Raw genomic sequence first — 26,822 nt, 5'->3', positions numbered from 1 at the left:
ATGGGATGTGGAAGTTGTTCAACAGGTGGTGGTTGCACCCCTAATGGATGCAAGAGCAATGGCTCATGCGGCACCGGTGGTTGCCAAACAATGGAAGTACACGATTGGCTATCCAACCTGGATATGCCCTCTAGCTATAAACCTTTTCAGGTTACAGAAATAAAATTCAAGGGTTCTAGAAAAGAATTTTTTCTAAATAACGATAATATTTACCTCGAAATTGGTGAATTGGTTGCAGTTGAAGGTCCGACAGGTGGATTTGATGTGGGCCATGTATCGCTAACTGGTGAGTTGGTTCGTGTGCAAATGAAGCGACGTAAAACGCCTTTAGATCAGGTTACCAAAAAGATTTACCGTAAAGCTACTGAAGCTGATGTTGAAAAATGGAATGCCGCTAAGGAAATGGAATGGGAAACCATGCATAAAGCCCGTAAGCTGGCATTAGATTTACGTTTACAAATGAAAATTAGTGATGTAGATTATCAGGCCGACAAGACCAAGGCTACATTTTTTTATACAGCAGATGGACGGGTAGATTTTCGTGAGTTGATAAAGAAAATGGCCGAAAATTTCCGAATTCGTATCGAAATGCGCCAGATTGGAATGCGCCAGGAAGCTGGTCGTTTAGGTGGAATTGGTTCTTGCGGTCGAGAGTTGTGTTGTTCTACCTGGTTAACCAATTTCAAAACAGTATCTACAGCTGCGGCTCGTTACCAAAACCTTTCTTTAAACACACTTAAACTTGCCGGACAATGTGGTAAGTTAAAATGCTGTTTAAACTACGAATTGGATACCTATTTAGATGCATTAAAAGACATCCCCGATAGGATAGAAAATTTAGATACCGAGGCTGGTTATGCTCGTCACCAAAAGACAGATATTTTTAAAAAAATTATGTGGTTTAGTTACCAGGGCGATGAAAACTGGATTCCGGTAGCTGCGGCTCGTGTTAAAGAAATTATGGTAATGAATAAGGCAGGTAAAAAAGCGCCTAATTTAAAAGAAGAAGCCATTCAAATTGCAGCACCAGTTGTAATAGAGAAATCTTTTGATTACGAAAACGTAGTTGGTCAAGACAGCTTAACCCGATTAGATGAACGTTCTAAAAATAAAAACAACAACCAGAACAGAAATCAGAAAAACAATAGAAATAATACTCAAGCCAAGAGAGAAAGGGTTCCGACCGCAGAAAAAGCTGTACAACCTAAACCTCAAAATCCGAATCAGCAAAAGCCGCAACAGCAAAGCGCAAGGCCACAAAATGCTCCAAAACCTCAGCAACCTCAAATGCCTAAAAATGTTGTTGCAAAAGTAGAAGGTTTAAAAGTTGAAGGTGGCGAGCAAACCGCTCAACCTAGCAAAAATAAGAATAGAAATAACAGAAGGAAAAACAATAATCGCCGAAACAATACCAATGGTTCAGATAATAAGCCGGTTGCTGAATAAGAAACCGAATTTTTACATGGTTTTAATGTTATTTGTGCTGCTTTTTTCAGGCTGTACGAATAACATCGTTGATAGTAATGTTGAAATTCCTGAACGCAAATGGACTTATCGGAATAAGATAAAAGTCCAGTTTGAAATAAAAGATAATTCAAAATCATATAATATTTATTTCAAACTAAGACACACCGCCGATTATCGCTATGCGAATATCTTTATCATGGCTCATTTTAAAGATGGAAAGCAAATTAATACCAAACGTTATCAATACAAACTAGCCAAAAATGATGGCGAGTGGTTGGGCAGTGGTTCTGGAAATGTATTTAATTACACCCTTCCGATGTTAACAAATTATAAGTTTGCTCATGCAGGCAAGTTTGAAGTTGAGGTAGAACAGAATATGAGAGATAACCCGCTGCTAGAAATTGCTGATGCTGGTATATTAGTGAGTGAGGTAAAATAATCGCTCATTTTAATTATTAACTTAACTTCAATTTATTAATTTTCATTCACATCATTAATAAGTTGCTTTTTTTTCGTTTACGACACCCTGAATTTGTTTCAAGATCTTTTTTGCAGAAAATATGCTGAAATAAATTCAGCAAGACCTGTCGTCAAACATTACGGCGATACTACAGCAAAATATTAAGTTTTAGAATCGAACTCCTCAAGTTATAAATATTCTAATAAGCTTTCTAATTTCATTCCTCTTGAACCTTTCAATAAAACCAAACTGTTTTTAATTGGATTTTCTTTTAGGTAAGCAGCTGCCTCTGTGGGTGTTTCAAAATAGGTTCCCTTAAATTTCTCTTTAAAACTGTAGAAGTATTTGCCTATGAAAATGGCTTCATCCAAATCGTTATTTTCTGTCTGCTGGGCAATTAACTCGTGTTGATTTTCTGATTCTGCTCCTAATTCAAACATATCACCCAAAATTGCAACCTTTTTATCAGCAGTTAATACACTAATATTGTTTAATGCCGCAGTCATACTGCTAGGATTGGCGTTATAGAAATCGCAAATAACGGTATTGGTCTCCGTTTTGGTTAATTGCGAACGATTGTTTTTTGGCTCGTACTTAGATAGTCCGCTGTTAATGTCATCAGCACTCATATCAAAAAAATCCCCAATGCATATTGAAGCAAGAATGTTTTCAAAATTATAACTTCCCGTTAAGTGGGTTTTAACGGTTGTTGTAACTTCGTGATTTGTCCAATCTACTTCAATAAACGGATCGCTGCTTTTTAATGTACCCTTAATGGTATTGCCATTTTCTGTTCCGTAATAAATCAACTTAGATAGACCTGCATTTGCGCTCATTTCTAATAAGTTCGAATTATCTCGGTTGATAAAAGTATAGCCTTGGGTTTGTTTAAGGTAATTATAAAGTTCGGCTTTGCCTTTTTTTACACCCTCAAATCCCCCAAAACCATCCAAGTGCGCCATACCAACATTGGTAATAATGCCATGCGTTGGCTGAGCAATTGTACACAACAATTCAATTTCCTTTTGATGATTTGCGCCCATCTCAATGATGGCGATTTCAACATCAGGTTTTATCGATAAAATTGAAAGCGGAACACCAATATGATTATTTAAATTACCATGAGTAGCAAAGGTTTTATAACGTTCAGCCAGAACAGCATTTATTAATTCTTTACTTGTGGTTTTGCCATTACTTCCTGTTAAGCCAACAACAGGAATGTTTGATTGCTCACGATGGTATTTAGCCAACTTTTGTAAGGCAGTAAGCACATCATCAACCAATAAACATTTGTTATCTGTTGAGTATTCTTCTTCATCAATCACTACAAAAGCGGCACCTTTTTCTATAGCCTGCGCCGCAAACTGATTGGCATTAAAATTTTCTCCTTTTAGCGCAAAAAATATACAACCGTTTGAAATATTTCTGGTGTCGGTAGAAATTACCGGATTTTTTAAATAGTAAGCGTATAATTCTTCGGTTGTAATCATGCCAATTATAAAATTTTTGTGGTAAAATTAAGCTTTCGCGGCAACAATAAACAAAATTAGTACATTAGATAAAATTTTTATTATGAAGAAACTGTTTACTCTTTTCGTTTTAACCTTATCATCTGTTATTTATGTAAATGCCCAGGTAAAAACGCCTGATGAATTTCTTGGGTATGAGCTTGGAAGCCATTTTACTGCCCATCATAAAGTGGCAGAATATTTTAAGCAAACTGCAAATGCCGCTGCTAAAAATGTAAAACTGATAGGATACGGCAAAACAAACGAAGGTAGACCGCTTCTTGCGGCTGTTATTTCTTCAGCAGAAAATATAAATAAGTTAGAACAAATTCGCACCAATAACTTACTGCTTGCAAGTGGTGGAACAAATAGTGTTGACCTAGCATCGCAGCCAGCTATTTTATGGTTGAGTTACAACGTACATGGTAACGAAGCAAATTCTACCGAAACGGCGATGAAAATGCTTTATAATTTAGCATCAGGGAGCAATCAACAAGCCAATAATTGGTTAAAAAATACAGTAGTTATTATCGATCCATGTTTAAATCCTGATGGAAGAGATCGTTATGCAAATTATTTTAATAGTGTTGTAGGCGAAAAGCCTAATGCTGATCCAAGCTCAAGAGAACATATTGAACCTTGGCCGGGTGGAAGACCAAACCATTATTATTTTGACTTAAATAGAGATTGGGCATGGCAAACTCAACTGGAAAGTAAACAACGTTTAGCCCTTTATAATCAATGGATGCCGCAAGTGCATGTCGATTTTCATGAGCAAAGCTACAACGACCCATATTATTTTGCCCCTGCCGCGGAACCTGTTCATCAAGACATCACGCCATGGCAAAAAAGTTTTCAGGTTGTAGTTGGTAAAAATAATGCTAAATATTTTGATGAACAGGGCTGGCAATATTTTACTAAGGAACGTTTCGATTTATTATATCCATCTTATGGTGATACATATCCGCTGTACAATGGTTCAATAGGAATGACTTACGAGCAAGGAGGAATTAGAGCTGGTTTAGCTGTGGTTACAAATGATGGAGATACTTTAACATTGAAAGACAGAATTGCCCATCATTATACAACGGGAATGTCTACGCTTGAAGTTACTTCCTTAAACCACAATAAATTGTTAGATGAGTATAAAAAATACTTTCAACAATCATTAGTTACCGCTCCGGGCATTTATAAAAGCTATGTAATTAAGCCGGATAATCTATCTAGACTTAAAAAACTGGCAGAATTGCTTACCAAAAATAAAATTGAATTTGCTTTCGGTGGTGATAAAACCGCTCGTGGTTACGATTATGATACTCAAAAAGAGGAGAGCTTTACTTTAGGGAGAAATGATTTGATTGTAAATGTTTTGCAACCAAGGTCTGTTTTAGCCAATGTATTATTGGAGCCTCAAACTTTAGTAACCGATTCTAACACTTATGATATCACCGCGTGGGCATTGCCTTATGTATATGGATTAAAAGCTTATGCTTTAAAAGAGAGTATAAAGGGTAAATTTTCATCTTTAGATGAAAGTAAAATCGTTTCCTCAAACCTGGATAAACCCTTGGCTTGGCTATTTAATTGGGGTAATAGCGAAGATTTACAATTGCTTATTGCTTTACAGAAGGAAAATATTAAGGTTAGGCAGGCAGATCAGCCCTTTTCGGTTAATGGAAAAGATTACGCTGCCGGAACCCTGATTGTGTTGAGGGCCGAAAATGAAAAATTAATAAAGGATTTAAAAAATAAAGTTGTGCAAGTTTCTACTCAATTAAATAAACCTGTACAGGCAATTGCAACAGGTTTTGTAGATAAGGGGAAAGATTTTGGCTCATCTGTATATCCGATTTTAAAGCAACCAAAAATTGCAATTGTATCAGGAAATGAGGTTTCATCATTAGCTTTTGGCGAAGTTTGGTATTACTTAGAACACGATTTAGGTTTAACACCAAGCATTATTAATGCCCGCGACATTAACAATCTGGATATCAGCAAAATAAATACATTAATACTTCCTGATGGAAGTTACAGCAGTTTTATTGATGAAGGTTTAAAAGCATGGATTAGCAAAGGCGGTAAATTGGTTTTAATGGAAGATGCTATAGAAAGCGTTTTAGATAAAAAGGGTTTCGACATTAAAAAGAAAGAAGCCATTGTAAAAAAGGATGAAAAGCCTGAACCAAGTAAACTTTTATTTAAAAATAGGGATAAAGATGATTATGAAAATAGCATTCCTGGTGCTATTTATAAGGTAATGATGGATCAATCCCATCCATTAGCATACGGCATTGGCAAATCTTATTACACCCTAAAAACAGATAGAAAGGTTTACGAACCACTTGTAAAAGGATGGAACGTTGGTCAGTTAAACGACAAAAGCCTAATGGCTGGTGTTGTTGGCAAAAAAGCACGCCAGGAACTAAAAAACGGACTATTAATTGGTATTCAAGATTCTGGAAGGGGAAGCATAGTGTATCTCGCAAACGACCCATTGTTTAGGAATTTTTGGGAAAACGGCAAAACCTTGTTCGGGAATATTATTTTTTGTAGTTATTAAAAGAAGATATTGTAAAAAATTGTATAATTGTAGCAACAATCCCCTATTGTTGTAAAAAATTAAATTCTAATTGAAAAGATTAGTTTAATGATCCATTCTACGTGTTCAACGTAATTAATTATTAACTAACCTTTTCAAATTATGAAAAAACTTTTACAAAGTTTGTTCATAATTATGTTTTTTGCTGTAACGGCAATGGCACAAGATCGAACAATTACAGGAACAGTTACTTCAGCGGATGATAAACAGCCAATCCCTGGAGTAAGTGTTAAAATTCAAGGAGCAGCGGGTGGAGCTTCTACAAACGCTCAAGGGAAATTCTCAATCAAGGTTGGGACCTCGGCAAAAACAATTCTATTTTCTTCTATTGGTTATGTAGAGCAGGCTAAAACAATTGGAACTTCCGATGTTATTAATGCTGTTTTGGCCACCGATTCAAAGCAACTTAATGAAGTAGTAGTAACTTCTTTCGGCGTTATTCGTCAGGCGAGGTCGCTAGGTGCAAGTGTAGGGAAAGTTAACAATGAGCAGATTACACAAGTTTCAGAACCTGATGTGCTTAAAACGCTTCAAGGAAAAGTAGCAGGTGTTGATATTAGAGCATCACAAGGTACTCCAGGAGCAGCTACACGAATCCAAATTAGAGGAAATACATCTTTTACAGGAGATGCGCAACCTTTAATTGTTGTTGATCGAGTTCCATATAGCAACGATCAGGTTACTACATCAAATCAATTAGGTGGTGGTGGTGCTTATGGGAGCGGTTTTTCAAACATCGACCCAAATGATATAGCTTCCATTCAAGTACTAAAAGGTTCCGGTGCTGCTGCATTATATGGCTCTCGAGCATCAAACGGAGTTTTATTAATCACAACCAAATCAGGCAGTGCAACAGCAGGAAAAAAAGGCTTAGAAATAAGCTTAAAGAGTTCGGTTTCATTAGAGCAAATTGCTGGGTTGCCAGAACTGCAGAATAGTTTTGGAACAGGTTCTTATGGTAATTATTCTGCTTCAAATGGTTCTTGGGGACCGAAATTCGGAGGAACACTTAAAGAGATACCAGCTTGGCCAGCGTATTTAGCGGCTTATCCAGAATTATTTCCAACCGGCAAGGTTCCATACCAAGCTTATCCAGATAATGTAAGCAGCTTATTCAAAGATGGTTACGTGTTTGAAAATTCTATTAATTTGAACGGAGGAAATGAGAAAAGTGCTTTTGTAGTTACCGCATCGCAATTAGATCAAAGCGGTTATGTTACTAATTCAAACTACAACCGTACAAACATTGCAGTAGGGGGTAGTTCGAAATTAGATATGGGCTTAAATATACGTGGTAACTTGAGTTACAGTCGTTCAACCCAAGAAGGTGGTTTTTATGGAGAAACTCAAAATGGAGCACCTTCTTTATTTTCTAGAAGCTTATTCTTAGGTAGAAACTGGGATTTAAGCCTTCCATTTGAAGATAAAAATGGAAATAGTATAATTTATGCAGGAGCTGGACAGTTTGACAATCCACTTTGGTCTGCTAAGTACAATACAACGAATACAGCCGAAGAACGTTTCATCGCAAATATTAAGGCTGATTATGATATTACAAAATGGGCTAATTTCTCAGTTGCAGCTGGAACCAATGTTAATTCTCTTGCTCGTCGCGAGGTCATCGAAGTAAGTTCGAGAGCAGCCGAAGGACTTGGAAGATTAACGCTTGATGATTATCGCAAGCAAGAAATCGAATCAACAGCACTTTTAAATTTAAAGCCAAAAATTAATGATGACTTTAGTTTTAATGGTCTATTAGGTTTTAACTTTAATCAACGTACTTCAACCAGACAAGTAGACAGAGGTAACCAATTCATTGAGCGTGGAATTCACAATCTGAATAATACCGTACAGCAATCGTTTTTGATAGATAGTTATCAAAGAAGAAGAATTTTTGGTGTATTTGCTGAAGCAACTTTTGGTTATAAAAACTATGCTTTTATAACTGCAACGGGAAGAAACGATTGGTCTTCAACTTTACCTGTTGATAACAGAAGCTATTTTTACCCAGCTATATCGGGCACATTTATTTTTACCGATGCCTTTAAAATAAAAAGCAAGGTACTTGATTATGGAAAGCTAAGAGTAAGTTATGCAAAGGTAGGTCGTGATGCAAGTCCTTATGGTGTAAGTAATGGTTTCTCTTTTAACACCAATTTCTTAAGCGTACCTAACGCAAGTGCTAATAACAAAGCAAACGATCCTAACTTAAAACCAGAATTTACAAAAGAATTTGAAACAGGAACTGAATTGAGTTTCTTTTCTCAAAGAATTAATTTCGATTTTACTTATTACAACAAAATCTCGACAAATTTAATTCAAGCAATTGATGCTCCTGCAAGCTCTGGCTACGAGTTTTACAACACAAATATTGGCCAAATTAGTAATAAGGGTGTTGAGATTCAGTTAACAGCGGTTCCTGTAAGAACAACGAATTTTAACTGGAATTTATCTTTAGCCTATACACGTAACAAGAATATGGTTGACAAATTAAAGGATGGAGTTTCCAGAATTGATTTGGCAGGCTTTTTCGCTTCAACAGGATATTCTGCCTACGCAGAAGCAGGGATGCCTTATGGCTATTTAAGAGGAAGCACAAGTGCAAGAGATAATGAAGGAAATTTATTAGTAGATCCGGCAACAGGTGCCTTAATTGACAATACCGAGCCTAGTATTATTGGCGACCCTAACCCTAAGTATAAACTTGGTTTTACTAATACATTTTCTTATAAAGGAATTAGTTTAGGTGTATTGTTAGATTTTACAAAAGGAGGAAGTGTTTATTCTACCACAATACAGAATGAATTGGGTAGAGGAACTTCTAAACTTACTGAAGATAGAGAAACTACTTGGGTAATACCAGGTGTTTATGGTAATCCAAATACTTTTCAACCAATATTGGATGCCAACGGAAACAAAATCCAGAACATTACCAGAATTACTACCAATAGCCTTTATTTCAATGGTGGAGGAGCATCAACGTTTGCAACAAATGGTGCTGACGAATGGAGTGTATATGATGGTACTGTATTTAGACTAAGAGAAATCAGCTTAGGATATACGCTTCCAAAAGCTTTATTCAAAAAAACGCCTATTGGTTCAATCCGAGTTAGTTTAACTGGTAGAAACTTGTGGTTTTATACTCCGAACATTCCAAAAGGAACAAACTTCGATCCAGAAACAAATAGTTTTGGAGCAACAAATATTCAAGGTATTGAGCTTTCAACAGCTCCAACAGTTAAGCGTTATGGATTTAATATTAATATAACTTTCTAACAAAAATCTTCCAAAATGATACGTAAATTAAAATATATTATACCTGCAGTGATTTTGTTGGCATCTTCATGCAAAAAGTCGCTCGATATTAACACCGACCCATATAGTCCCACTTCGGTTAGTGAAAATAAATTATTGCCTGCTGCGCAACTTGCTTAAGGTACTAATTTAGCAACTTCCTCTGGGATATCACAAGTACTTGAAGTGTACATGCATCGTCTTGTTGTACGTGAAGATCCAAATCAGTACAATGCAAGTGGGTCAGATTTTAATATTTTAAATAGTTGGAAAGGGATGTATACTAAAGTTTTTACTAACTTAGATTTTATTATTTCTGAAGGAGCAGCCAAAGGAAATATGAAATATGTAGGCATTGCTGAAATATTGAAAGCATATGGTTATAGCCAGATGGTAGATATTTATGCTGATGTTCCTTTTACTGATGTTAATAAATTAGTTTCAGAAGGTAAATTCGGAGCTAAATTTGATAAAGGCGCAGATATTTACCCCCAATTAATAGCTTTGTTAGATAAGGGAATAGCCGATTTGAATGTTACAGCAACTAACAATTCAGTACCTGGAAACGACGATGTAATTTATAAAGGAAATATTTCTAGATGGATAAAAGCTGCAAATACCATAAAACTAAAACTGCTTTTGCAACAGCGTTTAACCAAAAACGTTACGGCAGATATTAATGCATTAATCACAGCAAATAATTTAATTAGCTCACAAGCCGAAAATTTCTTGCTTCCATTTGGACCTAATGGCGCTACAGATGACAGAAATCCTGGGTTTGGCGATTATTTTGCTTCTCAAAGATCGCAATACCAAAGCCCTTGGTTTTACGAAATTTTAAAAGGCTATAATACCAAAATTTATACAGGAATTAAAGATCCACGTCTTCCTTATTACATCTACAATCAGCTAAAGCCAAGTGGTGCAACTGCAAATCCGACTGAATATAGGGATGGTGCATTTTTATCAATTTACTTTGGATCTACAGGTCCAAACGCTGCTCAATCTCAACAAAATTATATGTCTTTGTTTGGTATTTATCCAGTTGGTGGCAGATATGATGATGGTGCGGGAGGTACTGCAAGTGCAACAAGTGGTACTGGTGCAGCGCCATATCGCTTCATAACTTATGCAGACGTGTTGTTTATGAAAGCTGAGTTAATAAAAGCTAACGTAATAACAGGTGATGCAAAAGCAATGCTTCAATCAGCAATTACTGAATCTTTCAAACAAGTTGATTATATAATTACCAACTATGTAAAACCATCGCAAACAGTACCTGCTGTTTCCGGAACTGCGGCCAGTACATCATATATTAATGCAATAATGGCTCAATATGATGCAAAACCATCGCAACAATTAGAATCAATTATGACTCAAAAGTGGATTTCGAGTTATGGTAGTGCTGTAGATGCTTACACAGATTACAGAAGAACAGGTTTTCCTGTATTATTTGACCCATCAAATGCATCACAGGCACCGGGAGGAAAAGTTCAACCTCCAATTAATGGAGATCCTTTTCAAACCAATCAGCCAGCAGTAAGTGTTCAAGTATCGAAGAAATACCCGCTTAGTTTACCTTGGTCTAGCGCAGAGCTTTCGGCTAATGGTAATGCGCCGGCACAAAAAACTGATCCATCTACATATAAACCTTTTTGGTTACCATAGATTTTTAAATTTAATTATTATGAAAAAAATACTCATATATTTATTTACATCCTTAATAGTTATTTCTGGATGTAGAAAGGAAGATAATCCTAAAATCCCTGTTTTGGAGCGAGTTCCTTTAATTCAGTTAACCGCCGATAAAACCGGCGATGCGACTATTTCTGCATTAAACCCTGATGCTTTTAATGGTAAATTTTCGGTGTCTTTATTTTATCCAAGCGATGCTGCTCCATCTAATATTGATATTGTTGTAATTAAAAATGGTGATGCAACAAAAGTTAAAACTGTTCAGGCTGGTGTGAAATCATTTCCTACTTCCATTGTATTAACGGGTACAATGATTAAATCACTTTTTGGTGTTTCGTCTGTTTTAGGAGACTCATATACAATTGGTGCAAATGTAACAACCACCAGTGGTAAAGTCTACCCGGCTTTCTCAACTCTGGGAGAAACTAATAATGGCGGAATATCATCAATTGCTGGCTCAACACCAACGATTTCGTTTGCAGCTGTTTGTCAATTCAAAATGACAGATTACGGTGCTATTGGAGCATCCGTGCCATTTACTGTGGTAACTGACGAATGGCAAGACTACTCAGCGGGGCAAACCATTCAGGTAAAAATTATTGATGACACGCACCTATCTTTCTTTTATGGAACTGATGTAAGTGTTCAGCCAATTGTAATCACTGTAAATCCAGCAGATAATACAACATCTGCTGCAAGTGTTGCTTACGGAGGATATGGTGGTGCTCCTATTTTTACTTCTGTTAGCGTTGCGGGTAGCGCAGCCAATGTTGTTGCTCCTTGCGATTTAACTGTTGCAGTTAGATTAGCGCATACTTCTCCTCTTGGTAGCTATGGTAGTTTTACAATAAAGCTTAAAAAGAAATAATAGTAAAATTGTTTTAATTCAAATTACTGAGAAGCCTTTCCAAAACTAATTGGAAAGGCTTTTTTAATTTATGCAATTGTGTTCTTTCTTATTAAGCTATTTTATTTTATTAATTCACTCTTTTGCTCATATTCTTTCAACTTTCTATTCATTACAGAATAAAATAGGATTATACTATTATTCTCTTGCAATTAGTTTTCCTTGGAGAATTACATCCTCACTTTCTAGCATAATAACCAAATATTTACGCGTATCATCACAAATTGAAATATGTATTCTATTTTTTTGTTAAAAAATGTTAAATTTAATTTGGTGTTATTGCTAAGTAATTCTACATTAGTACTAACTAATTAACTAACCTACTAAAAAACTATGAAAAAACTTCTACAAAGTTTGTTCATACTTATGTTTGTTGCTGTAACGGCAATGGCGCAAGATCGAACAATCACAGGCACAGTTACCTCATCGGACGACAAATTGCCAATCCCTGGAGTAAGTGTAAAAGTAAAAGGAACATCTGTTGGTGTTTCAACCGGCGCTGATGGAACTTATTCCTTAAAACTCCCCTCAGGCTCAAACACGATCGTATTCTCAAGTTTAGGGTACGCACAAAGAGAAATTTCTGTGGGTACTTCAAGTGTTGTCAATGCTTCTTTAGCTTCGGATGCTAGACAACTTGGTGAGGTTGTGGTAACTGGAGCTTTAGGTATTAAAAGACAAGCTAAAGAAATCGGTTACTCTACAACTACAGTTTCTGCAAAAGACTTAACAGCAACTAACGTTACGAATGTTGCAAATGGATTAACTGCAAAAGTTGCTGGTTTACAGGTTAATACTATAAACAATGGTATTAATCCCGAAGTAAGAATTACTTTACGTGGTGCCAGGTCAATCAACGGTAATAACAATGCGTTAATTGTTTTGGACGGTGTCCCGATTCCAGGTGGTACATTAAATTCTATCAATCCAAATGATGTAGAAGATGTAACCGTTCTAAAAGGTTCAAGTGCTTCTGCACTATATGGCTCTGAAGCTTCAAACGGCGCACTAATTATAACCACTAAAAGAGGTTCTGCTGCCAATAAGCCTAAGATTACTTATGCTAATTCATTTCAACTTCAAAAAGTAGCTTATTTTCCAGAGATTCAAACAAAATTCGGACCGTACGGTGGTGAAACTGTTGCAGACGGATTTCGAGATCCAGAAACGGGCTTTCCTCTATTTACAGGATATGAAAATCAATTATATGGCCCAGCATACAATGGCGCACAATATCAGTTAGGTGCTCCACTCGCTAATGGAGAGAAGAATATAATAACCTATTCACCTCGTGATAAGAGCCCAATTGAAGCATTCTTTAAAACAGGTTTAACTGAACAAAATGACCTTTCTTATCAAAGTGGCGATGCAGATAATAATTTTTATTTCTCTGCTCAAAATGTTTACACTAAAGGTGTAATTCCTGATGATTTGTCAAAAAGAACTTCATTACGAGCATCTGGCACAAAAACTTATGGTATTTTTAGGTTAGATTATTCTGTTGGATATACAAACGGCAACACGAGTACGTACGGCGTTAACTATTCAACTAATGCAACTACACAAATCTTATATGCCAATTTATTTCAAATGCCTGCATTTATTAATATTGATGATTTGGCTGAAGGAGATAATAGTAAATTTTATAATCCTAACGATTATTACAGTGCTTATAATGTAAATCCGTATTGGCAAATTAAAAATTCTAGAAAAAATAATAAAAGCGATACATTTTTGGGCAATATTAGTTTAAATATAAAGCCTACAAAATGGTTTGATGCAACTTATCGTTTATCACAAAATTTTGGCATAAACAATTTAAAATATACTCGTAAAGAGGTTCAGTTCTCTGCTTATGCGGCTTCAGATCCACTTGGAGTAAGTAATATTCCTTCTCGCTATGGAGCTGCTCGTAAATCTCCGGGTTTTGTTCAGGATTATACACAATATGGTGATGGTACGACCAACTTTTCTGCAACGAATGGTCAAGGTTCTTCGCGTTTACAACAAGACGTGTTCTTAAAATTCAACCATACATTTTTTGATGATTTTAAAACAGATTTATTAATTGGTAATACCATTTGGCAATCTAAGGCACGTATTCAAAATGATCAGAGTGCCAATCTTTTAATTCCAGATTTTTATAATATAGGTTTAATATCAGGTGCTCCAACAGTTTCACAATCAGAATATTTCATCCGTCAGATAGGTGTTTATGGTGCGTTGAACATTGGTTACAAGGATTTTGCTTTTATTCAAGCAACAGGAAGAAATGATTGGGATTCTCGTTTGTCAAAAACCAAAAGGTCTTTATTTTACCCATCAATCTCTGGTTCATTTGTCTTCACTAATGCTTTCGAAGCTTTAAAGAACAACAGAATTTTATCATATGGTAAATTAAGAGCTGCGGTTTCTAAAGTTGGACAGGTTAGTGTTGCCCCATATTCAATAAACAATACATTTACTTCATCAACTGGATTTCCTTATGGTGGATTAGGTGGTTTAACTTTGGGTACAACGAATAATAACCCATTATTAGAGCCTGAGTTTATTACTGAGAAGGAGTTTGCAGTAGAACTAGGTTTGTTAGATAATCGAATTAACTTAAGTGCTACTTATTACAAGCAAAACAGTAAAAACCAGACTTTAAACGTTCAAACTTCTGCCTCGACAGGTTTTAACGCTGCAACAATTAATGCAGGTGAAATCGAAAATAATGGTTATGAATTTGAGCTAAATGGTACAGTTCTTTCTGCATCTAAAAATGCAGTTGGTTTAAAGCTTGGCGGTAATTTAGGTATTTATGATTCTGAGGTAGTTTCACTCCTTCCAGGAAGTTCTCAATTCCAGGTTAGTGGAGCAACAGGTTCTGTTTATGCTGTTGTTGGCCAGCCTTACCCTTCTTTGCTTGGTACAGATTACAAACGTGATGATCAAGGTAGAGTGATTGTAGATGCAACAGGAACTACAGCAGGATATCCTCAATTAGGAACCACCTTAACTAATTTTGGAAGAACAACTCCAAAATATGTTCTTGGCCTAAACATGTCAGCTACATATAAATTTATTACATTTTCTGCTGTTGCCGAATACAAAAGCGGATATGTTATTTATAACGCCATTGGTTCTACTTTAGATTTTGGTGGTATTTCTGCTACCAGTGCATCAGCAGATCGCCAACGTTTTATATACCCAAATTCTGTTATTCAAACTTCTCCAGGTGTTTATGTACCTAATACAACTGTACCTGTAGTTGATGGAAATTATGGCTTTTGGCAAGGTTCTAACTATGGAGCAGCACTTACGCCTTTTGTAAATAATGCAGCATTCTGGAAAATAAGAGAAATGACATTAAATTTCAATTTAACACAGTTTGTTAATAAAACAAAAGCTATTAAAGGATTAAACTTCGCATTAACTGGTAGAAATTTGTTCTTGTTTAGACCTAAGGATAATCCTTACGCTGACCCTGAATACAATTTAGATGCGTCAAATGCGGTAGGTGTAACAAATGCAAATCAAACGCCACCTACCAGAATATTCGGTGCTAACCTTCAGATAACTTTTTAAAAAATAAATATGAAAAAGATATTTTCGATCATAGCCCTTTCTGTAATTATCAGTATTACTGGTTGCAAGAAAGACTTCCTGAGTTTGGAAGAAAACCCTAATGTACCTTCGGTTGCTACACCACAATTTCAATTATCAGGTTCATTAGTTACTTCAGCAAATTTATACAATTCTGCTACGGGTGTAACTGGTGCGATTAGTTTAGCCTCTGGGGCGTATTCGCAAACCACTGGTGTTTGGATGGGGTATTGGACAACGAGTGGTAACTACGTTCCAAACTCTGCTTTAAATACCAATAACTTTACCAATACTGCTTACCAGATTTGGACACAGTTTTATTTAAATCTTTCTAACTATACAGATATAGAGAAAAAAGGTGCAGCAGACCCATCACTGGTTTACTTTTCTTCTATTGCCAAAATTATGAAGGCTTTAGAATTCCAAACCTTGGTAGATACATATAATAATGTTCCATATAGCCAAGCATTTAAAGCGCCAGATGTTTTATTTCCTGCTTATGATAATGGTGATGTTATATATGATGATTTAATGAAACAACTTGATGCTGCAATAGCTAGTGTTAAATCAGCGCCTACTTCTGCAGTAAATCCTGGAACTTCTGATGTAATGTTTAAAGGTGTAATGACTAACTGGATTAAGTTTGCAAACACAATCAAATTGAAATTGGCTATTAGACAATGGAATAAATTGCCAGCTAAACAAGCAGCTTTAAAAACAGCTGTTACAGCAACTGCCGCAGATGGATTTATTGATCAAACTTTTCAAGCAGCTGTAAATCCTGGATATACAAATGATGATGCGAATGGTCAAAAACAAAGTCCATTTTACGTAAGTTATGGATTTACAGCTACTGGAGCCATATCTTTACCGGGAGACTATTATAAAGCCAATGCTTATGCAATTAATAAATTGAAGGCTACAAACGATCCACGTTTATCAAGGTTATACGCTCCTGCCTCAGCACCAGTTGATCCTTTAGTCCCTTTTGTGGGTAATGTGTACGGTTCAACATCACCAACAAATAATCCAAAAACAAGTAGCATCGGTCCCGGTTTATTAAAGAGTGCAACACAAGATGCCATTATATTAAGTTCTTCAGAATCTTTATTCCTACAATCAGAAGCAGCGCTATACGGTATAATATCTGGTAATGCACAATCGTTGTATGAAAGTGGTATTACAGCTTCATTTAATGCTTTGGCGGTTCCTAGTGCTACAACTGCTGCTTCAACTTACTATGCTCAACCAGTTGCAAATGTCAGCTGGACAGCATCAACCGACAAGTTAGCAGCAATTATTAACCAAAAATGGACTGCGCTTAATGGTTATGGCAATATTGAGGCTTATAATGAATATAGAAGAACGGGCTTTCCAGCTGATGTACCAGTTTCTACGCAATCTACTCAGCCAACAATCCCGAGCCGCATTTTCTACCCAAGCACAGAGGTGTCTAATAACGGTGACAATTTAAACAAACAAGGAACCATTAATCAATTTACATCCAAAATATTTTGGGCTAAATAATTATAAAGATGAAAAAATTTAATATAAATAAATTGTTTCCTATTCTACTTGTAGCATTGACTTTTAATTTAAGTTCATGCTTAAAGCCTAAGGAAACCTATGTTGATTTTAGCAAAGTTGGAACTACAATTGAATTGCCTTTAGCAGCTTTGAATCAAGAGACCGGGGTTAAGGTAGTAACTAAAACTTATGCGTCTAGCGCTACTCCGTCTGACCTACCTGTTGTAGTAAATATAGCTTCACCCAAAACCTTAGATCGCGATCTAACAGTAACATTAGCTGTAAATGCTAATGATGCTATTGGAAAGTTAAATGCTGCTGTTCCAACTGGGGCATATGTATTAATTCCAAGTAATGGATATTCTGTATCAAGCCTTAAGGTAACAATACCTGCCGGTCAACGCACAGGAACGGTTAATTTTAAAATTAACTCTTCTCTTATTGGAACAACTAATACAAAATATGTATTGCCGGTTTCTATAGTAGATGGTGGCGGCGAGCAAATAAGCCTTTACAGTACTGTAAATTATAATATAATAGTGAATTAAATATCACATTAATTTACGCCTCAAATAATCTTGATTTTTAATCCTGGCTACAATTGTAGCCAGGATTTTTTTATTTAAATCTTAATATGATGATTCAAATAATCTTTATATGTTTTCCCTTATTTGCATTAGAAATAAATTATATTTTTGCTAAAGAGCTATAAATTTGCGCTACAAAATAAATATTTTGGCAATAAATATTAACATTATTAATTTGAAATTAGATTAAAACTTATTGAAGACAGGGCTTGGTAATATTTATGAATCCTAATTCTAAATATTATTATATTTAGTAGATGAATCATGAAATTATTCTCTAAAGATTTAACTAAATTTACAGTTAAATCTTCATTTTTAGTTTTTTATTAATTTTTAATAGGATTTTATCATTTTTTAAGAGAAATGTTAAAAATAGTTAAAAAAAATTTGGTGTTATTGTTAACTAACTCTACATTAGCGCCAAATCATTAACTAACCCTATTATTAAATTATGAAAAAACTTCTACAAAGTTTGTTCATTCTTATGTTTTTTGCATTTAGTGCAATGGCGCAAGAACGGACAATTACTGGTACAGTTACATCCCAAGAAGACAAATTGCCAATTCCTGGAGTAAGTGTAAGATTAAAAGGCACACAATCTGGTGCAGTAACTAATGCAGATGGAAAGTATTCCATCAGAGTAAATTCTAACAACGCAATTCTAGAGTTTTCTTTTGTTGGATATACTCCATTGAGTAGGACGGTTGGCTCATCGAGCAATCTAAATGTTACGTTAACGGGTGATGCAACCTCATTAAACGAGGTAATTATTACTGCTGGTGGTTTGGCATCCTCAAGAAAATCACAAGGAACTGTAACCACAACCATTCAGGCAGAACAATTAATCGCAGCAAAACCAACAAATATTGCAAGTGGTTTGCTAGGAAAAGTTGCGGGTTTACAAATTAATGGTACTGGCGGAGGTACAAATCCAAATTTTCGTGTAGTATTGAGGGGTCAACGCTCATTAACAGGTAATAACGAAGCATTAATCGTTTTAGATAATGTTATTGTACCAAATGCCGTTTTAGGAAATTTAAATCCAGAAGATGTAGAGTCAATAACAACTCTAAATGGTGCTAGTGGTGCAGCTCTTTATGGATCTGATGCTTCGAATGGAGCTTTAATTATCACTACAAAAAAAGGTAAAGTAGGTAAATTGGAAATCAAAGCTCAGCAGTCAGTAACTGTAGAGCAGACAGCTTTCTTCCCACAATTACAGGAAAGATTTGGTGGAGGTTCGGATAACGATTTAAAAATTTACACACCTTACGAAAATCAGCAATATGGACCTGCTTTTGATGGAGTAGCAAGACCGATAGGTTTTCCATTAGCAAATGGTACCATTAGAACAAATCCTTACCAATGGGGTAATGATAAGTATGATTTCTGGGAAAATGGATTAACTAACCAAACAGATTTATCGCTTTCTTCTGGAGACGAAAAGGGAACACTATTTATCTCAGGTCAATATGTTGATGTTAGTGGAACCCTTCCAAAAGATCTTTTCAATAAAGCGAATTTTAGAGTTAACGGCACTAGAAAGTTACTAGAAAATTTATCTACAAGCTTTGCCGTAAGTTATGCTCAAAATCGGTATGACCAAACAACTTCAACTGGATTCTATGATCAGATGTTACAGAGTCCAGGTAACTTACCTATAACTTCTCTTCAGGACTGGAAAAATGACCCATTTGCAGATCCAAGCGGTTACCCAAATGCCTATTACATCAATCCTTATTTCAGTATTGATAATAATCGCGAAAAGGTAAGAAACGATTATTTAACAACAAGTTTTGATTTAAAATATTCTCCAGCTAAATGGGTTGATTTAACTTATCGCGTTGGTTTCAATACTAGAAATCAATCAGGTAAGTCTACCTCTGATGTTTACAAATTTAATGATTATATTAAAGCATTGCCAGAAACAGCAGGTACTTACAAGCGTAATGACATTGTTGGTGGTGTTACGGATAATTCTTTATATACTGCAAGAATTACCAATGAGTTTCAAGCGGCGTTTAAAAAATCAGTTAAGGATTTCGACTTTAAGTTAGTTTTAGCGGCTTATGCTCGTCAGGACAGAAGTAAATCACTTGATGCTTCTGTAAGTGGATTGGTTCAACCTGGACTTTTCAATTTAAATAACAGTACCAATACACCAACAGCAAATGAGTCAAATTATCTTGCACGTCAACAAGCTGTGTATGGAGTGTTAAATGTAGCATTCAAGAACTACCTATTTTTAAATGCTACAGCACGTAACGATTGGGATTCTCGTCTGTTACAGGCAAACAGATCATTCTTTTATCCTGGAGCGAACTTATCGTTTGTACCAACTGATGCATTTCCTATACTTAAAACCATCAAATCTTTGGATTATTTGAAATTAAGAGCAGGTTATTCAAAAGTAGGCTTGGTTAACTTAGGTGGTACAGCTACTACTTTAGGCGCTTATCGTTTAGATCCAACCTTTTCTCAAGGATCTGGCTTTCCATATAATGGAATTGGTGGCTTTACTATCGGAAATAGTATAGTTTCGCCAAGCATTACACCTGAATTCACCTATTCATTTGAAACAGGTTTAGATGCCTCATTTTTGAAAGATAGAATTAATGCAACTGTAACCTATTATAAAAACAAAACTAAAAACCAAACGGTTACGGCTTCAGTTGCTAATAGTTCTGGTTACACACAATATTTGCTAAATGCAGGACAAACTAGTGGTACTGGTTTGGAAACAACTTTAGCATTAGTACCTGTAAAAACAAAAGAGCTTACAGTAACTGTGGGTGCCAATTATGCTCACTACAACAATCAGGTTGATGAACTTTTATCTGGAATCCCAAGTATTAATCTTTCTAATACTACCAACGCGGGTTCTTATGGTATTGCTGGTCAGCCATTCCCTGTTTTGCAAGGTAGAAGTTACAACCGTGATCCTCAAGGTAGAATCATTGTTGATCGTACAACTGGATATCCTTCTGGAACTTCAACTTTAACAGTATTCGGTAATGCTTCTCCTACGCATATCTTAGGTTTAACGATGAGTGCAACTTGGAAGGGTTTAACGCTATCTGGTATTGCAGAATATAGAGGTGGTTACAGTGTTTACAACGGTATTGGTCCAAATAGTCTTGATTTCAGTGGTGCTGGTATTAATACTGTTGCTTATGATAGGGAACGTTTTGTAATTCCTAACTCATCTTATCTAGATCCAGCAACAAATACCTACGTACAGAATACTAACATTACCATTAAAGACGGTGGGCCAGGTTACTGGACAATTGGTGGGCCAAGAACAAACATTGATGAGAATTACATCACTTCAGGTAATTTCTGGAAAATTAGAGAAATTACTTTAGCTTACGACTTGCCACAATCTTTACTGATGAAGTCTAAATTTGTAAAAGCAGCTAGAATTAGTGCTCAAGGGCGTAACTTATTTTTATTCTTACCTGATACAAATGTTTATACAGATCCTGAATACAATAGTAATACAGGGGTAAATAGCGGAAATGGGGTTGGTTTAAATGGAACACAGGTTCCTCCTTCAAGATACTATGGTGCTACAATATCACTTACTTTTTAAAAATTGAAATCATGAAAAAAATATTTATATTGTTTTTTGCACTAGCGGGGATTTCCATCTCGTCATGCAAGAAATACCTTGATGTTAACACAAACCCAAATCAGGCTATTTCTGGAACTCCTGAATTGGTTCTACCGCAGGCAATGGTTGCGGTGGCAAATCAAACATGGGCTTATAACCTATACGGCGCTCAGACTGTTGGGTATTTAGCTAACGGCGGTGGTGTGAGTGGTTGGGGCGCTATAATTTCATATAATTATGCTTCTACAGATCAACAGGGGTTATGGAATAATACTTATGACATAGCAACTGATATTCAATACGTTATTGATAACACAGAAGGTAAAGCTGGATATGCACAATTTAATGCTGCTGCTAAAGTTATGAAAGCTTATGCATTTCAGAGATTAGTAGATCAGTATGGCGATGTGCCATATACGGATGCATTGAAAGGTGGATCAAGTGTTACACCTAAATATGATAAAGCAGTTGATATTTATAAATCTCTAGCTGATTTATGTGATGCCGCTATTGTAGCTTTTAAGGCTAATCCTTCTGCTGCAACTAATTTCAAAGCTGCAGATGTTATATTTGGTACTTCGTCTGCGACATTGGAAATCACCAGATGGATAAAATTTGCAAATACACTTAAATTGAGATTAATTTTAAGGGCTGGAAATAAAGTAACATTTTCAAATACAACGTTTGATGCTGCTGGCTTCTTAGATGACGATGCTCAGGTTAATCCTGGTTACGCTAAGGTAAGTGGAAAACAAAACCCTTTCTGGAATTCATTTGTTTATACATTTGCAAATGCGGCTGTTGCTGGAAGTACCCAATACGTACCTACTCCATTTGTTATGGGATTTTACAACGGAACTAAATTAACCGATCCTGCAAGAGCAAATGTTACTTATAAAAATGGTATAACCACTGCAACAAACCAATTAGGCAATCAATTGGCTACAGCAGGTCGTGGTGCAACTCCAAACTCATGGTTTAGAGGAACAAATGCAACAACATTTGAGTCTCAGGGAATCTTTAAAGGTCCTGATGCTCCTCAACCATTATTTCTAGCTGCAGATAGTTATTTTTTACAGGCAGAAGGTATTTTAAAAGGTATCATTGTAACAGGTTCTGCGCAAACCAATTACAATTTAGGAATCCAGTCTGCATTCAGATTTATGTATAAAACAAATACTGGAGCTATTGCTACAGGTAAAGATCCTGTTGCTGATGCGACTGCTTATCAAGCGGCAAACTCAACAAATTACCGTGCAAATTATAATTTAGCAGTTGGTGCAACTCAACAGCTTGAATCTATCATTACGCAAAAATACATTGCTTTGAATATGTTATTTGGTGATGAGGCCTGGAATGAATTCAGACGTACAGGATATCCTGTTAGTAATCCTGATATTAGTGCAGCTACTCCAGCACAAACTATTGTATCTATTGCTGGCGAGTCAACTGCTTCGGATAAATTACCAACACGCTTATTATATCCTAGTACAGAATTTACTTATAATCCGGCAAATGTTCCAAAGGATGTTAATAAATACAGTACTAAAATATTTTGGGCTAGATAAAAGCGGTTATAATTAAAAATAAAATATTAAGGAAATGAAAAGAATATTTCAAAATATAGCAATATTGTTCATGGTAGTAACGCTAAGTTCTTGCCTGAAATCAAAGGAGCTAATAGGCCCCGATGCGCCGAATGGTGCAGGCGCAATAATTGAGTTTGATAATCCTGATTTTATTGCGTCAGGATCATTAACGGCAAGTGTTAGGTTGGCTCGTTATCAGCTAACTTTGCCTAAAGGAACGGCTTCGCAATTGAAGATTAGAATTAATTACGTTGGTACAGGTAAACCGGCACCTTCTGATGTTACCGTTGGATTAGGTGTAGACGCAGCTGCTTTAACATTACATAATACTCAGGCAAGCAGAACTTATACGCTATTGCCTTCTGCATGGTATGTATTGCCTTCAAGCGTCGTGATTCCTTCGGGTCAAAATGGTGTTGATATTACAATTCCAATCAACACAAATAATTACGTTGCTGGACAAACATATGCCATACCTTTGTCAATAAGAAGTACTTCGGTAGGTACAATTAGTGGTAATTTTGGAACGATTATCGTAGCTGTAGCAGCACAATAAAAAGAATATTAATAGTACAAAATTCAAAATAGCCTGGTAATCTAATATTATCAGGCTATTATTTTTTAAATTTAATTCATCTACCGTAGCAACCATTCTGGTTGATTAGATATTATTATAATACTAAAAGCCAAGCAACCCCATGTTGCTTGGCTTTTTGTTTAACGTAATGCTATGGAATGTTCAGCTAGATTAGAACCAGATTAGAAAAAATGAGGAAATAATGAATATTTGAAATTGTTTGTCTTCTTTTTGTCAAAATATTATTTAGGAATGTTAATATATGTTAAATTAAGTCGTCATAAATTTATATTAGAGGATTAATAAATCATTCATCCCTAACTTAAATTTCATAAAAAAACTTTTACAAAGTTTGTTCGTGTTGATGTTCATTGCTTTTAATGCAATGGCTCAAGACCGAACTATTACAGGTACTGTTACTTCTAAAGAAGATGGTCTGCCAATACCTGGGGCCTCTGTTAGAGTGAAAGGAAACACCACTATTGGAACACAAACTAATACCAATGGAAATTTCACTTTAAGAGTACCAGCATCAGCTAAAACACTTACGATCTCATTTTTGGGTTATGTAGCTCAAGATATCGGTATCGAATCTTCAACTAATGCTACTGTATCTTTGATTTCCAATGCACAATCGTTATCCGAGATTGTTGTAACAGGTTACTCTCAGACTTCAAAAGCTCGTAGTGTTTCGGCTTCTACGGTTGTTTCAGCAGAGCAAATCGAAAATATACCACAGCCATCGTTCACTTCGCGTTTACAAGGTCAGGCTGCCGGTGTTACTGTTTTATCAGGAACTGGCCAACCTGGTTCTAATGCAGGTATCCGTATTCGTGGTGCAAACTCCATTCAGGGAGGTGTTACTCCGCTATATATAATGGATGGTATTGCAATTGATGAAGCTACATTTTCTACTATCAATCCAAACGACTTTGCATCGATTACTATACTAAAGGATGCCTCAGGTACTGCACTTTATGGATCTAGAGGTGGCAATGGAGTTGTAGTTATTAAGACTAAACGAGGTGCTTCAGGAAAGCTTAGAGTGACTTACAACGTTCAAGGAGGTGTCGATGTAAGAACTCAAGATAAGTTTGATATGATGAATACCAGTGAATTGTTAGCTTTGCAGGAAAGAGGCAGGGCTGGAACAGGTTGGACACTATCACCAAATAATACCACCTCACCATACAATCCTACGGTTCGAGCTGCGCTTAGAGATTCAATTAGCAAAATTAATACGGACTGGTCTGACATTTTTTTTAGAGATGGCAAGTTCCAAACACATGAAGTAACAGCATCTGGAGGTAATGACCAAACTCGTTTTTTCACTAGTTTCAATTATTACTCACACGAAGGTATTGCTTTAAGATCAAATTTAGATCGTTATACCTTTCGCACGAATTTAGATCATACTTCTGGTAGGTTAACCTTAGGTTTACAAAGTGGTTTGGGTTGGTCTAAGTCAAACTTTATTGAATCAGAAGCCGCTGTAGCCCTTGCAAATCCATTCGCAGCTGTTTATTTAGCTACCCCATGGGAAAATCCTTATGGACCAGATGGACGAGTAATCACTACAAATAATACAACGAACGGATTTAGCCCATTCAATCCTTTTACTACTCAGTATGGTACCTTGCTCGATAGTAGATTAGGTTCAAATGCATTGGACAGGCTATATAATTCTACGTCAAAAACAGATCAAATAAAAACTACTATTGTTGCCAATGCGGCTTTTGAAATTATCGACGGTTTAAAACTTACGACCAATTTAGGTGTTGATTATCGTCAGACAGTACAAGAGAGAAGTATTTTTCCGGGTTCGAATGCTGGTGTAAGTGTACAAAGCGGTAACCAAGGTTCTTATGCAGATTTTGTGACAAGAATTTTAAACCTGACTTCGACATCAGGATTAACTTATGCAAGATCATGGGGTAAAAACCAACTTAATGCTAATGCTTTAATTGAAGCTGTTAGAAACAGAAATAATACGTTTAACTTCACAGGTTTTGGTATCAACCCTAAGCTATTAAATACGCCGGCGGGTATCACGCCTGGAACAAACACAAATGGTCTGATTCCGACTGTTGGTGGTAGTAAGACAGAATATGGTTTCACATCTTACATAGGTTTAGTTAACTATACTTATGATAACAAATATACTGTTCAAGCAACCTATCGTGTAGACGGTTCATCGAAGCTTCCTAAAAAGAATCGTTGGCAAGGATTCTACTCTTTTGGTGCCAATTGGAACGTTAAGGAAGAAAACTTCTTAAAATCAAGTGAATTTGTCAATGCATTGAATTTACGTTTAAGTTATGGTCAGTCTGCAACAGCGCAAAATCAAAGTAATTTTGGTTATTTGCCAACTTATGGCAACGTATCTTATGCAGGTGTTGCTGGTATAGCCCCAGCCTCGCCAGGTAATCCAGACTATGATTGGGAATATACTAACGTAGCGAATATTGGTGTAGATTTTTCCGGATGGAAGAACCGCTTAAAAGCATCAGTTGAGGTTTATAATAGTATCACAAAAAATCTATTCTTAGATCAAAAATTATCATTCACTTCAGGGTTTGCTGGTTTAGCTATCAACGCAGGAAGCCTAAGAAATAGAGGTATCGAAGCAAGTTTAGGTGTTGACGTAATTTCTAATACTGATTTGGTATGGAACATCAATGCAAACATTGCTTACAACAAAAATGAAATCACAAACTTAGGACAAGCTACTGAATATCCTTTGGGAACATCAATAGTTAGGGTTGGCTTGCCAGTTGGAAGTCACTATATCCCTTACTATGCAGGGGTTGATCCTGCGAATGGAGACCCTTTATACTATAATGTAGATCCGAATACTAAAGAAATTAACGGTACAACCACAAACGTATACAATTCTGGAGCTCAAAGTGTTGCTCAGTTTGGAACTTATAATGCTCCTACTTCAGGTGGTTTTGGAACAACTCTTTCTTATAAAGGATTTTCCCTCAGCACTTTGTTCGCATACTTTCAAGGGTTTTCAATGTTTAATAATGAATCGTTTTTCTTATCAAGCACGAGTAACTTTTCAGCCTATAATCAACAACGAAGAATGGCTGATGCTTGGTCAACTCCGGGACAAATCACAAACATTGCAAGGCTAGGATCTCAAAGGCAATTTAGTTCATTCGATATCGAGGATGCTTCATATATCCGCTGGAGAAACTTAACTTTGAGCTATAACTTCCCGACGAAAATTATTCAAAAACTAAAATATGTGAACGGAATTAGAATCTATGGGATGGGTCAGAACTTGGCAACTTGGACTAAGTGGAGTGGATTTGATCCGGAAAACAGCAATAATATTGCACAATTCAAATATCCAGCCCCCCGTAATTTTTCATTTGGTGTAGAAGTTAAATTTTAAGAATTAAA

Annotated in this window: 15 protein-coding genes; 14 read left to right on the top strand and 1 reads right to left on the bottom strand. The window is 36.0% G+C overall.

Features of this window, described 5'->3' with window-relative positions; translation table 11 throughout:
• Entirely contained in the window at positions 1–1,446 is a 1,446-nt protein-coding gene (locus tag D7004_RS16770; RefSeq protein WP_123206982.1) for a PSP1 domain-containing protein, read from the top strand.
• Positions 1,415–1,906 (top strand): gliding motility lipoprotein GldH, encoded by a 492-nt coding sequence (locus D7004_RS16765; protein ID WP_123206981.1) that lies wholly within the window; start codon positions 1,415–1,417, stop codon positions 1,904–1,906. The genes D7004_RS16770 and D7004_RS16765 overlap by 32 nt, the downstream gene beginning before the upstream one ends.
• 209 nt (positions 1,907–2,115) lie before the next feature.
• On the opposite strand, the gene D7004_RS16760 is transcribed toward D7004_RS16765, so the two are convergent.
• The gene (locus D7004_RS16760) at positions 2,116–3,417 is read right to left on the bottom strand and encodes a UDP-N-acetylmuramoyl-tripeptide--D-alanyl-D-alanine ligase (RefSeq protein ID WP_208646876.1); all 1,302 of its coding nucleotides are present in this window, start codon (positions 3,415–3,417) and stop codon (positions 2,116–2,118) included.
• A gap of 82 nt (positions 3,418–3,499) precedes the next feature.
• Between D7004_RS16760 and D7004_RS16755 the strand changes: the two genes are divergently transcribed.
• The 12 genes from D7004_RS16755 to D7004_RS16705 all read left to right on the top strand — a co-directional run bounded on the left by D7004_RS16755 (position 3,500) and on the right by D7004_RS16705 (position 26,814).
• On the top strand, positions 3,500–5,995 hold the full coding sequence (locus D7004_RS16755; protein ID WP_123206980.1) for a M14 family metallopeptidase: 2,496 nt from the start codon (positions 3,500–3,502) through the stop codon (positions 5,993–5,995).
• Between the two features lie 141 nt (positions 5,996–6,136).
• Positions 6,137–9,310 (top strand): SusC/RagA family TonB-linked outer membrane protein, encoded by a 3,174-nt coding sequence (locus D7004_RS16750; RefSeq protein WP_123206979.1) that lies wholly within the window; start codon positions 6,137–6,139, stop codon positions 9,308–9,310.
• A gap of 15 nt (positions 9,311–9,325) precedes the next feature.
• Positions 9,326–9,469 carry a hypothetical protein gene (locus D7004_RS20740; RefSeq protein WP_167459525.1) on the top strand — a complete coding sequence of 48 codons (144 nt, stop codon included), beginning with the start codon at positions 9,326–9,328 and terminating at the stop codon, positions 9,467–9,469.
• A 51-nt stretch (positions 9,470–9,520) separates the two neighbouring features.
• On the top strand, positions 9,521–10,996 hold the full coding sequence (locus D7004_RS16745; protein ID WP_123206978.1) for a SusD/RagB family nutrient-binding outer membrane lipoprotein: 1,476 nt from the start codon (positions 9,521–9,523) through the stop codon (positions 10,994–10,996).
• Between the two features lie 19 nt (positions 10,997–11,015).
• A complete protein-coding gene (locus D7004_RS16740; protein ID WP_123206977.1) occupies positions 11,016–11,891 on the top strand; it encodes a hypothetical protein in 876 nt (291 codons plus the stop codon).
• Positions 11,892–12,263: 372 nt separating this feature from the next.
• The gene (locus D7004_RS16735) at positions 12,264–15,500 is read left to right on the top strand and encodes a SusC/RagA family TonB-linked outer membrane protein (protein ID WP_123206976.1); all 3,237 of its coding nucleotides are present in this window, start codon (positions 12,264–12,266) and stop codon (positions 15,498–15,500) included.
• Positions 15,501–15,509: 9 nt separating this feature from the next.
• Positions 15,510–17,045, top strand: a complete 1,536-nt coding sequence (locus tag D7004_RS16730; RefSeq protein ID WP_123206975.1) for a SusD/RagB family nutrient-binding outer membrane lipoprotein — start codon at positions 15,510–15,512, stop codon at positions 17,043–17,045.
• Positions 17,046–17,053: 8 nt separating this feature from the next.
• The gene (locus tag D7004_RS16725; protein ID WP_123206974.1) at positions 17,054–17,593 is read left to right on the top strand and encodes a DUF1735 domain-containing protein; all 540 of its coding nucleotides are present in this window, start codon (positions 17,054–17,056) and stop codon (positions 17,591–17,593) included.
• A 490-nt stretch (positions 17,594–18,083) separates the two neighbouring features.
• Positions 18,084–21,224, top strand: coding sequence for a SusC/RagA family TonB-linked outer membrane protein (locus tag D7004_RS16720; protein ID WP_244214367.1), 3,141 nt, complete (start codon positions 18,084–18,086; stop codon positions 21,222–21,224).
• Positions 21,225–21,235: 11 nt separating this feature from the next.
• Complete coding sequence (locus tag D7004_RS16715) at positions 21,236–22,813, top strand: SusD/RagB family nutrient-binding outer membrane lipoprotein (RefSeq protein WP_123206972.1); 1,578 nt, start codon at positions 21,236–21,238, stop codon at positions 22,811–22,813.
• A 34-nt stretch (positions 22,814–22,847) separates the two neighbouring features.
• Positions 22,848–23,390, top strand: a complete 543-nt coding sequence (locus D7004_RS16710; protein WP_123206971.1) for a DUF1735 domain-containing protein — start codon at positions 22,848–22,850, stop codon at positions 23,388–23,390.
• A gap of 385 nt (positions 23,391–23,775) precedes the next feature.
• Positions 23,776–26,814 (top strand): SusC/RagA family TonB-linked outer membrane protein, encoded by a 3,039-nt coding sequence (locus D7004_RS16705; protein ID WP_123206970.1) that lies wholly within the window; start codon positions 23,776–23,778, stop codon positions 26,812–26,814.
• The last annotated feature ends 8 nt before the right edge of the window (positions 26,815–26,822 follow it).

Source organism: Pedobacter jejuensis, from assembly GCF_003725795.1.
Classification (GTDB): domain Bacteria; phylum Bacteroidota; class Bacteroidia; order Sphingobacteriales; family Sphingobacteriaceae; genus Pedobacter; species Pedobacter jejuensis.
The sequence above is the reverse complement of the archived record's forward strand: the minus strand, read 5'-3'. Positions and strand labels throughout refer to the sequence as shown.